A 10312-nucleotide genomic window follows, 5' to 3' on the forward strand; every position below is an offset into this window, starting at 1 on the left:
CGGGCGCCCGTGACGTCCGCAGGCGCTACTTCAGAACGAGTGAGGACCACTGCTTGATCCACTGTTCGCGGTTCTTGGTGATCGTCTCGGGGGCCAGTGTCGCCGGCTTGTCGATCGTCGTGCCGTACTTGGTGAACAGCTCCGGCACCTCGGCATCCTTGCGGGCCGGGTTGACGAACATCTGCAGCGGTACGTCCTCCTGGAACTCCTTGCTCAGCAGGAAGTCCAGCAGCGCCTTGCCGCCCTTCTCGTTCTTCGCGCCCTTGAGCAGACCGCCGAACTCGATCTGCCGGAAGCAGGTGCCGGTCGCGACACCGGTCGGTGCCTCCTTGGGCGCGGGCTTCTTGCCGAGCACCTCGGCGGGCGGGCTGGAGGCGTAGGAGACCACCAGCGGCTTGTCGCCCTTGCCCTTGCCGGCCGCGGAGCCGGAGAACCGGTCGTAGTAGGCCTGGTCCCAGCCGTCGACGACCTCGACGCCATTGGCCTTGAGCTTCTTCCAGTAGTCCGGCCAGCCCTTTTCGCCGTACTTGGCGATGGTGCCGAGCTGGAAGGCGAGTCCCGGGGAGGAGGTGGCGGCGTTCTCCGTGACGAGCAGCCCCTTGTACCGGGGCTTGAGCAGATCGTCGAAGGTCTTCGGCGGCGCGATCTTGTGCCGGTCGAAGTAGCCGCGGTCGTAGTTGACGCAGATGTCGCCGTAGTCGAGCGGGGTGACCCGGTGCTCGCCCTTGTCGAGCTGCAGCCCCGCCGGGACGCTCTGCAGCCCCTTGGCCTGATACGGGCTGAAGAGGCCCTCGTCCAGACCGCGCGAGAGCAGGGTGTTGTCGATCCCGAAGAAGACATCGCCCTGGGGGTTGCCCTTGGACAGGATCGCCTGGTTCACGGCCTTGCCGGCGTCCCCGCCCTTGAGCATCGTGACCTTGTAGCCGCTCTTTTTCTCGAAGGCGGCCAGCACGGACTTGGAGACGCGGAACGAGTCATGGCTGACCAGCGTGACGGTTTTGGCGTCCGCACTCCCGCCGCCCGAGCTGCCGCACCCGGCGAGGGCGGCCATACCGACCGCGGCGACGACCGCCGTCGCGGTGATCCTGCTGGTGGTGCTCACTGAGTTCCTCCTGGCTGGCCAGGAAGAGACGCGGCCCTGCCCGATGTCCGCCGTTCCCGACGTCCCAGGACGTACGGAGCGGACTTCGGGCAGGGCGCAACAGCATGAGTGACGACCGAACTTCCTACCCGGAATGACCCGGGCGAGGTTCAAGGGTCTGCGGGCACCGTAGGACTACGGCGCTTCCGCACTCTCAGCGCTGTGGCGCTCCCCTGTCGGAATATGCATTTGTTCGACCACACGGTACCAGCGGGCGGTCAGCGTTCCGAGGCCGCGAGCTGCCCGCAGGCACCGTCGATCTCCTGGCCGCGGGTGTCGCGGACCGTCACCGGCACCCCGTGCGCCTCGATGGCCTGGACGAACGCCCGCTCGTCCTCGGGACGCGACGCGGTCCACTTCGAGCCGGGCGTCGGGTTCAGCGGAATCAGGTTCACATGGACCCGCTTGCCCTTCAGCAGCCGGCCCAGCAGATCACCGCGCCATGCCTGGTCGTTGATGTCCCGGATCAGCGCGTACTCGATGGAGATCCGGCGGCCGGACTTCTCGGCGTACTCCCACGCCGCGTCCAGCACCTCCCGCACCTTCCAGCGCGTGTTGACGGGCACCAGCGTGTCGCGCAGCTCGTCGTCCGGGGCGTGCAGCGACACGGCCAGCCGGCACTTGAAGCCTTCGTCGGCGAACCGCAGCATCGCCGGGACCAGGCCGACCGTGGAGACGGTGATACCCCGCTGGGACAGCCCCAGCCCGTCCGGCTCGGGATCCGTCAGCCGCCGGATCGCGCCGACCACCCGCTTGTAGTTGGCGAGCGGCTCCCCCATCCCCATGAAGACGATGTTGGACAGCCGCGCCGGTCCGCCGGGCACCTCACCGTCGCGCAGCGCACGCATCCCGTCGACGATCTGGTGCACGATCTCGGCGGTGGAGAGGTTACGGTCCAGTCCTGCCTGGCCGGTGGCACAGAACGGGCAGTTCATCCCGCAGCCGGCCTGCGAGGAGATGCACATGGTGACCCGGTCCGGGTAGCGCATCAGCACCGACTCGACGAGCGTCCCGTCATGCAGCTTCCACAGCGTCTTGCGTGTGGTGTCGTCGTCGCACGAGATGTGCCGCATGACCTTCATCAGATCCGGCAGCAGCTCGCTCGCCAGCTTCTCGCGCGCCGCGGCCGGGATGTCGGTCCACTGCGCCGGGTCGTGCGCATAACGGGCGAAGTAGTGCTGCGACAGCTGCTTGGCGCGAAACGGCTTCTCTCCGATCGCCGCCACCGCCTCGCGACGCTCGACGGGGCTGAGATCGGCAAGGTGCCGCGGAGGCTTCTTGGCCCCGCGCGGCGCTACGAAAGTGAGTTCTCCGGGTGCAGGCATGGTCCGTCCAGTGTGGCAGATCGTTTACGGGGGCCCAGGTGCGGCAGTGTCCCGCGCCCGGTGGGTGCCGATCATGCGCGGTCATCGCGCACCGAAGCAGGGGTCATCGCGCACCCAAGCAGGGGCAATCGCGCGCCGAAGGGCGGCACTCGCTCACCGAAGGGACGCAGCAGGCGTGTCCGCAGCCCGGTGCCTTCGTTGGCCACCGCGCCGTGGTGGCTGGTGTGGGGTACGTCAGGAGCGTGGAACAGTGGCCGTGACCCGTTGGATCGTGACCAACCTCCCTTCCTGGTTGCTGTTGGCAGGCCTCGTCGTCGTGATCGCCGGCGGGACAGCGGCCGTCCAGGCGACGGTCCGGCACCGCATCCCCCGCCTCAAGCGGGGCGAGCAGAACGAGATCGCGCAGTTCCTCTTCCCCGTGGTCGCGGTCGTCTACGGATTCCTCATCGGCTTCATCGTCCTCGCGCTCTGGGGTCAGGTGAACACGGCAGACCAGACGACGCGCACCGAGGGCGCGATGGTGACGCAGCTGGCCATGGGCAGCGAGGTGTTCGGCACGGCCGAGAGCGCGCGGATCAGGCAGAGCCTGTTGGCGTACGGACGCGCGGCGGCGGCCGAATGGTTCAGCGCCGCGGCCGGCGATACCGCACCCGAGGCCGAACACGCGCTGAGCCGCCTCCACAGCACGTACGAGAGCATTCAGCCCCGCAACGACACCCAGCGGGCCTTCCTCGCCAGCTCGCTCGCGTCCCTGAAGGAACTGAGCCTCGCACGCACCGAACGGCTGCTCCAGGCACGCACCAACCTCGGGCCACCCCTGTCCCTGTGGATGGCGGTCCTGCTGACCAGTGCACTGGTCCTCGGGTTCTCCGCCACCTTCGGCTCCGAGCAGGCTCTGATCCACTACGGGATGGTCGCGGCGGTGAGCGTCCTGGTTGCCACCAACCTGTTCCTCGTCACGGAACTGTCGTATCCCTACCTCGGTGAGTTCGCCACGTCGCCGGAGCCACTGCGCGGGGCGGTCCAGTTCTTGTCGTCGCCCCAGTAGGCGAGGCCGGGGGCCAGGACGGTGAGCTCTGCGGCCGTCGGCTGGGTCGCTCACGAGCGGGCCGAGGCGAGGTGGCCGGGCGGCCGGACCGCCCTCAGACATGCGGAGAGGGGTCCGCCACACAAGGTGGCAGACCCCTCTGGGCCATCGGAGGAGCGGCGCGGCGCGCGGGAGAGGTCGACGGGGAAGAATGCCTCTCCACCCGCCCTCACCTGCGAGGGCCCTGCGATCAGCCGGCTCCCACAAAGACCACGAACAGCAGCCAGACGACAGGCGCGGTCGGCAGCAGGGAGTCGAGCCGGTCCATGATGCCGCCGTGGCCGGGGAGCAAGGTGCCCATGTCCTTGATGCCGAGGTCCCGCTTGATCATGGATTCGCCGAGGTCGCCGAGGGTTGCGCTGGCCGCGACGGCGAGGCCGAGCAGCAGGCCCTGCCACCAGGCGCCGTCCGTGATCAGGAACTCCATGCACAGCGCGCCGGCCGCCATCGCGAAGAGCACCGCGCCGACGAGTCCCTCGCGGGTCTTGCCGGGGCTGATGCGCGGGGCGAGCTTGTGCTTGCCGAACCGCCAGCCGACCGCGTACGCCCCGGTGTCGCTGACGACCGTGAGCAGCAGGAACGTCAGCACCCGCTGCGGCCCGTCGGCCTCGGCCGCGAGCATCAGCGCCACGAACGTCGCGAGGAAGGGCACGTAGAACGCCGCGAAGACGCCGGCGGTGACGTCGCGCAGATAGTTCTCGGGTGCCTCGGTCATCCGCCAGACGAGTACGGCGAGCGCGGTGAGCGCCATCGCCACCCAGGCCCCCTCGGCGCCGCGGACATATCCGGCGACCACCATGGCGGTGCCACCGACCGCGAGCGGCACCAGCGGCACCTTGATGTCCTTGCGCTCCGCCAGCCGCGAGGTCAGCTCCCACAGGCCCACGACAACGGCGATCGCTATCACGCCGATGAAGACGGGCTTGTAGACGAAGAGCGACGCAACAATGATCGCGCCGAGGCCGACACCGACCCCTATGGCAGCGGGCAGGTTGCGGCCCGCGCTCTTCTTCTTCGGCTTCTCTGAGTCCGGCGAGTTGTCGGACCCGGAAAGAGAGGTGGGCATGGGCTCCTGCGGCTTTTCGTCGCGGAACAGGGGGCCGCTCCGTCGAGCAGCCCCCCGGTCGTCCAGGTGGTCCCGGCTATCCCGGATGTCCCGATGTTCCCGGTTGTCATCCTGGTATCCGCCTTGCCCGGGCACAAAGGGCATGGGCCGAGTCTGCGCCGCATCGCCCCAGTCGTACACCGGACCCGCCGGGGCGGGGGGCGCCGCTCCGCGAAGCGAGGGGGACGGTCCGTGATCGGGCGGTCCCCATTGACCGGCGCCGGGCGGGGCCCCCCAGGAAGGCTCGTTCATCAGACCTCGAGGAGCTCGGATTCCTTGTGCTTGAGCAGCTCGTCCACCTGCGCGACGTACTTCGCGGTGGTGTCGTCGAGCTCCTTCTCGGCGCGGCGCACCTCGTCCTCGCCGCTCTCCTTGTCCTTGACCAGCTTGTCGAGGGTCTCCTTGGCCTTGCGCCGGACGCTGCGGATCGAGATCTTCGCGTCCTCGCCCTTGTTCTTGGCGACCTTGATGAACTCCTTGCGGCGCTCCTCGGTCAGCTCCGGGAACGTCACTCGGATGATGTTGCCGTCGTTGCTCGGGTTGACGCCGAGGTCGGAGTCACGGATGGCCTGCTCGATGTTGCGCAGCGCGCTCTTGTCGAACGGGGTCACCACGGCCATCCGCGGTTCGGGAACCGAGAACGACGCCAGCTGGTTGATCGGCGTCATGGCGCCGTAGTAGTCCGCCACGATCTTGTTGAACATCGCCGGGTGCGCACGCCCGGTGCGAATCGCGGCGAAGTCCTCCTTGGCGACCACGACGGCCTTCTCCATCTTCTCCTCGGCCTCGAGGAGGATCTCTTCGATCACCACTTGCTCCTGGTCTTTTCGGTAAGAAGCAGAGCCTCGCCCCTGCCGCGCGTCTTCTCCTGCACGGTGTCCGACCGGCAGGCAGTTGTCCATCCCCGTACCGAGGTCTTCCCCCGGCCGGGAGTTGCCGCCCGTATGGGCCGATGCCCGTACGGAATCGCGGCAGTTGAGGCCGTCAGGCCCGGGTGTCCTGATCGCTGACGAGCGTGCCGATCTTCTCACCCTTCACCGCGCGCGCGATGTTGCCCTCGGCGAGCAGTTCGAACACGAGGATCGGGAGCTTGTTGTCCCGGCACAGCGTGATGGCGGTGGCATCGGCGACCTTCAGGTCGCGGGTGATCACTTCGCCGTATTCGAGGGCGTCGAACTTCACCGCGTCCGGGTTCTTCTTGGGGTCGGAGTCGTAGACCCCGTCCACCCCGTTCTTGCCCATCAGCATGGCCTCGGCATCGATCTCCAGGGCGCGCTGGGCGGCGGTGGTGTCGGTGGAGAAGTACGGCATGCCCATGCCGGCGCCGAAGATGACGACCCGGCCCTTCTCCAGATGGCGCACCGCGCGCAGCGGAATGTACGGCTCGGCGACCTGTCCCATGGTGATGGCTGTCTGGACGCGGGAGTCGATGCCCTCCTTCTCCAGGAAGTCCTGGAGGGCCAGACAGTTCATGACCGTACCGAGCATGCCCATGTAGTCGGAGCGGGCCCGGTCCATGCCGCGCTGCTGGAGTTCGGCGCCGCGGAAGAAGTTTCCGCCGCCGATCACAATGGCGATCTCGTAGCCTTCGCGCACCACAGCGGCGATCTCGCGGGCCATCGCGTGCACGACGTCGGGGTCGACGCCCAGTCCGCCGCCACCGGCGAAGGCTTCGCCCGACAGCTTCAGCAGGAAGCGTCGCCTGCCGCCGTGACCGGGATGGTCTGTGTGCGCGCCGTCGGCACCGTGAATCATTGAGCTCTCCTCGTGCACATACGAAGAAGGCCATTGCCGTGGGTCTGGTTCAGATCCCTGTGCGGCAATGGCCTCCTCGTCACATCTGCGGCCGGCCGTTGAGCGGCCGACTGCGTACGACCCTAGCGGGGTCGTAGGTCATTCGCTGCCTTCGCGACAGGCTCAGATGCCGACCTTGATGCGCGAGAAGCGCTTCAGGGTGACACCGGCCTCCTGGAGGACCTTCTCGACGGACTTCTTGTTGTCGAGCGCGTACGGCTGACCGAGCAGCGTCGCGTCCTTGAAGAAGCCGTTGATGCGACCCTCGACGATCTTCGGCAGAGCAGCCTCGGGCTTGCCCTCCGCGCGGGTGGTCTCCTCGGCGACACGCCGCTCGGCCTCGACGACCTCGGCCGGGACGTCGTCCTTGGCGAGGTACTTCGGGGCGAAGGCGGCGATGTGCTGCGCAATACCCTTGGCGACCTCGGCGTTCTCCTTGTCGAGCTCGACAAGGACACCGATCTGCGGGGGCAGGTCGGGCATGGTGCGGTGCATGTACGCCGACACGTAGCCATCGGTGAACTGCGCGAAGCGGTCCAGGACGATCTTCTCGCCCAGGTTGGCGTTGGCCTCGTCGACGAACGCCTGGACGGTCTTGCCGGCCTCGATCTCGGAGCTGAGCAGGGCCTCGATGTCGGCCGGGGAGGTCTTCGCGACGTGCGCGGCGATCTCGTTGGCGACGGCCTGGAACTTCTCGCCCTTGGCGACGAAGTCCGTCTCGCACTTCAGCTCGACGATGACGCCGGCGGTGTTGTCGGCGGCGATCACGGAGACCACGGCGCCGTTCTCGGCGGAGCGGCCCTCGCGCTTGGCGACGCCCTTCTGGCCCTTAATGCGCAGCGCCTCGACGGCCTTGTCGACGTTGCCCTCGGCCTCGTCCAGGGCCTTCTTGCAGTCCATCATGCCGGCGCCGGTGAGCTCGCGGAGCTTCTTGACGTCAGCGGCGGTGTAGTTCGCCATGGTCTGTGAATCTCTTCTCGAAATCTCGAAGTCGAAAGATCTACGGGTGGACGGCGGGGGCGGCGCTTGTGGCGCCCTCCCCCGCCGTCATCAGCCGGATGCTGCGGGTCAGGCCTGCTCGGCGTCCGCGGCCGGCTTCTCGGCCTCGGCGGCGGGAGCCTCGGCGGCCGGGGCGGCCTCCTCAGCGGGCTTCTCCTCGGCCTTGGGGGCCTCGTCGTCAGCCTTCTTCTCGCCCTCGAGCAGGTCGCGCTCCCACTCGGCCAGCGGCTCGGCGGCAGCAGCCTTCTCGCCGGGCTTCTGGTCGCCGGTGGCGGCACCGGAGCGGGCGATGAGGCCCTCGGCGACGGCGTCGGCGATCACGCGGGTGAGCAGGGTGACGGAGCGGATCGCGTCGTCGTTGCCCGGGATCTTGTAGTCGACCTCGTCCGGGTCGCAGTTGGTGTCGAGGATCGCGACGACCGGGATGTTGAGCTTGCGCGCCTCACCGACGGCAATGTGCTCCTTCTTGGTGTCCACGATCCAGACGGCGCTGGGCACCTTCTGCATCTCGCGGATACCGCCGAGGGTCTTCTCCAGCTTGGCCTTCTCGCGGGAGAGAACCAGGAGCTCCTTCTTGGTGAGGCCGGAGGCGGCCACATCCTCGAAGTCGATCTGCTCGAGCTCCTTCAGGCGCTGCAGGCGCTTGTAGACGGTCGAGAAGTTGGTCAGCATGCCGCCGAGCCAGCGCTGGTTCACGTAGGGCATGCCCACGCGGGTCGCCTGCTCGGCAATGGCCTCCTGGGCCTGCTTCTTCGTGCCGACGAACATGACCGAGCCGCCGTGGGCGACGGTCTCCTTGACGAACTCGTAGGCGCGGTCGATGTACGACAGCGACTGGAGCAGGTCGATGATGTAGATGCCGTTGCGCTCGGTGAAGATGAAGCGCTTCATCTTCGGGTTCCAGCGACGGGTCTGGTGCCCGAAGTGGACGCCGCTCTCCAGCAGCTCCCGCATCGTGACGACGGCCATGGCCGTACTCCTTGTTGTTCTCGGTTCCACTGCGGCCGGTCGGCCGCGGTGCCTGACGCCCCGACGCGCCTGCCGGGGATGACACCTTGCGGAGCCGTCCGAGGACCGAGGGGCGCGGCCGTCGTGCTGCCCGAATGGGGACTGGTGCACTGACGGCGGGGCGTGCGAAGTCGACCCGGTGACCCGGATCGCCACCAGAAGTGTACGGGACTGCCGATGCACCGGGCGACACACTCCATTTCGAGCCCCGGGCGGGTGACACCGTTGTCCACAACCGCCCGGTTGTCCACAGCTTCGGACCAAGATCCGCACGCCGCGACGGACTGCGCCACCGTCAGCACATGCGACGAAACACACGACAAAACTCCGTCCCGACGAGGCGCTTCCCTGCCTTCACCGGCCTCCGCGAACGCTTCCCACGACCGGCAGACCGCAGGCACCCCAGCCCCCGGAGCCAGCCGGGACACGGGCCGGGCCCCCTCCCCCGTCCCCTTCCCCTTCCTCCTCCCCGGGTCCGATTCCGGTCCCCGTCCCGGCCCCGGTCCCGCCTCCGGCCGCCCGTGCCTCTACCACCGGCACCGCGCGGGGAGCCGAACGGATTCGGGCCGAGCTGCTTCTTCCCCGCCCACGCGGCGGGTGTACTGCTTGCCCCCACCGCGGCTGCGGTCCTCATGCTCCTCACCCCGGCGCTCCCGAGCGCCGCCGCTTCGCCCTTGCCCGCGGTGGCAGGACATGGCGTGGAACGAGGAGCAGAAAGCGGGGCACCGCACGGGCTGGGGCTCGTGGCGGCTCGGCCGGTGGAACGGGGGATGGATCGGGCGGCGGGTGGGGCGGCGGCTCGGGCAGTGGATGTGGAACGCGGCGAGGAGGGTGTAGGGCATGCCGAGCGTGTGGCGCCTGCGGCGCGTGCCGCGCCACCGGGTGAGGACAGGTCCTGGCCGGTGGGAGGGCCAGCGGGCATACCGCCCACGGTGGTCAGGGGCTGGGAGCCGCCTCCTGCCCCCTGGGCGGCCGGACACCGCGGGGTGGACCTGGCCGCATCCGCCGGTGCCGTGGTGCGAGCGGCGTCCCCTGGCCGGGTGATCTACGCGGGGGCCGTCGCCGGCCGTGGCGTCCTGACCCTCGAAGTGTCCCGCTCGGGCAGTCCTCCCTTACGCACCACCTACGAACCCGTTCGCTCCACGGTCCGGAAGGGTCAGCGCGTCACGGCGGGCCAGCCGGTCGCCGTTCTGCAGCGCGGCGGCCCGTTCCACTGCCGGGAGCCCTGCCTCCACTGGGGCCTGCGCCGCGGCACGACCTACCTGGACCCGTTGTCGCTGCTGCCCCCGAGCATGCTCCGCGGCGGCCCCTCGCGCCTGCTGCCGATCTTCGGGGTTCCCGTACCGGCGGGCGGCCACACGGTTCCCCGGCATCCGGAACCACCGGAGCCAACAGCTCATGCGAGGAGCTCGGCACCGACGGCAGCTGCCCTCATAGCAGCGGTCGGACTCGCGTCCGTGGCGATCTGGGCGCTCGGCCGACTTCCCTCGGCTCGGTCTGCGATAGGCGCGAAAGGTACGCGAAGGCGGTGGCGGGGATGGGGTTGGCACGACCTCCGGCGGGTGGTGAGTGCCCGCGAGATGGCCGCGATCGCGACGGAGCAGTGAACACGGCACGGTGAGAACAGCCAGGTCAGCGAGGCAGTGGTAACGACCACACGGGACGGGCAACGGCACACATCCAGACACCGGCACCGGCACCGGCACCGGGGGCAGGAGAGCCGCACAGCACACCGACACCACGCCACAGGAGCCACCGTGCTGCGTGCTGCGTGCTGCGTGCTGCGTGCTGCGTGCTGCGTGCTGCGTGCTGCGTGCTGCGTGCTGCGTGCTGCGTGCTGCGTGCTGCGTGCC

The 10312-nt window shown here is 68.9% G+C and carries 9 protein-coding genes and 1 riboswitch; of the genes, 2 read left to right on the plus strand and 7 right to left on the minus strand.

What is annotated here, in order from left to right:
• Nucleotides 1-25 precede the first annotated feature (25 nt).
• Both AB0C46_RS23820 and rlmN read right to left on the minus strand, forming a co-directional pair.
• Nucleotides 26-1102 (minus strand): thiamine ABC transporter substrate-binding protein, encoded by a 1077-nt coding sequence (locus AB0C46_RS23820; RefSeq protein ID WP_362830122.1) that lies wholly within the window; start codon nucleotides 1100-1102, stop codon nucleotides 26-28.
• A gap of 103 nt (nucleotides 1103-1205) precedes the next feature.
• A riboswitch (TPP riboswitch) is annotated at nucleotides 1206-1326 on the minus strand.
• Between the two features lie 33 nt (nucleotides 1327-1359).
• Complete coding sequence (rlmN, locus tag AB0C46_RS23825) at nucleotides 1360-2466, minus strand: 23S rRNA (adenine(2503)-C(2))-methyltransferase RlmN (RefSeq protein WP_327224352.1); 1107 nt, start codon at nucleotides 2464-2466, stop codon at nucleotides 1360-1362.
• Nucleotides 2467-2716: 250 nt separating this feature from the next.
• On the opposite strand from rlmN, the gene AB0C46_RS23830 reads away from it, so the two are divergent.
• Nucleotides 2717-3514, plus strand: coding sequence for a hypothetical protein (locus AB0C46_RS23830; protein WP_362830124.1), 798 nt, complete (start codon nucleotides 2717-2719; stop codon nucleotides 3512-3514).
• Between the two features lie 229 nt (nucleotides 3515-3743).
• Here the strand turns inward: AB0C46_RS23830 and AB0C46_RS23835 are convergent, their stop codons facing one another.
• From AB0C46_RS23835 to rpsB, 5 genes are all read right to left on the minus strand, one after another.
• Nucleotides 3744-4910 (minus strand): phosphatidate cytidylyltransferase, encoded by a 1167-nt coding sequence (locus tag AB0C46_RS23835; protein ID WP_362830125.1) that lies wholly within the window; start codon nucleotides 4908-4910, stop codon nucleotides 3744-3746.
• A complete protein-coding gene (frr, locus tag AB0C46_RS23840; RefSeq protein WP_006602824.1) occupies nucleotides 4910-5467 on the minus strand; it encodes a ribosome recycling factor in 558 nt (185 codons plus the stop codon). Before frr ends, AB0C46_RS23835 begins: the two co-directional genes overlap by 1 nt.
• A gap of 175 nt (nucleotides 5468-5642) precedes the next feature.
• Nucleotides 5643-6413, minus strand: coding sequence for a UMP kinase (gene pyrH / locus AB0C46_RS23845; protein WP_362830126.1), 771 nt, complete (start codon nucleotides 6411-6413; stop codon nucleotides 5643-5645).
• A gap of 162 nt (nucleotides 6414-6575) precedes the next feature.
• The gene (tsf, locus tag AB0C46_RS23850) at nucleotides 6576-7412 is read right to left on the minus strand and encodes a translation elongation factor Ts (protein WP_362830127.1); all 837 of its coding nucleotides are present in this window, start codon (nucleotides 7410-7412) and stop codon (nucleotides 6576-6578) included.
• A 108-nt stretch (nucleotides 7413-7520) separates the two neighbouring features.
• Nucleotides 7521-8420 (minus strand): 30S ribosomal protein S2, encoded by a 900-nt coding sequence (gene rpsB / locus AB0C46_RS23855; protein ID WP_018087132.1) that lies wholly within the window; start codon nucleotides 8418-8420, stop codon nucleotides 7521-7523.
• Between the two features lie 809 nt (nucleotides 8421-9229).
• Here rpsB and AB0C46_RS23860 point away from each other — a divergent pair.
• On the plus strand, nucleotides 9230-10066 hold the full coding sequence (locus tag AB0C46_RS23860; RefSeq protein WP_362830128.1) for a M23 family metallopeptidase: 837 nt from the start codon (nucleotides 9230-9232) through the stop codon (nucleotides 10064-10066).
• Nucleotides 10067-10312 lie beyond the last annotated feature (246 nt).

Source organism: Streptomyces sp. NPDC048637 (genome assembly GCF_040650675.1).
Lineage (GTDB): Bacteria > Actinomycetota > Actinomycetes > Streptomycetales > Streptomycetaceae > Streptomyces.

Excerpts from the sequence above, each read along its gene's own strand:
- tsf (WP_362830127.1), bottom strand. The coding sequence starts at position 7,412 with ATGGCGAACTACACCGCCGCTGACGTCAAGAAGCTCCGCGAGCTCACC.
- AB0C46_RS23835 (WP_362830125.1), bottom strand. The coding sequence starts at position 4,910 with ATGAACGAGCCTTCCTGGGGGGCCCCGCCCGGCGCCGGTCAATGGGGA.
- AB0C46_RS23860 (WP_362830128.1), top strand. The coding sequence starts at position 9,230 with ATGGATCGGGCGGCGGGTGGGGCGGCGGCTCGGGCAGTGGATGTGGAA.
- rlmN (WP_327224352.1), bottom strand. The coding sequence starts at position 2,466 with ATGCCTGCACCCGGAGAACTCACTTTCGTAGCGCCGCGCGGGGCCAAG.
- pyrH (WP_362830126.1), bottom strand. The coding sequence starts at position 6,413 with ATGATTCACGGTGCCGACGGCGCGCACACAGACCATCCCGGTCACGGC.
- rpsB (WP_018087132.1), bottom strand. The coding sequence starts at position 8,420 with ATGGCCGTCGTCACGATGCGGGAGCTGCTGGAGAGCGGCGTCCACTTC.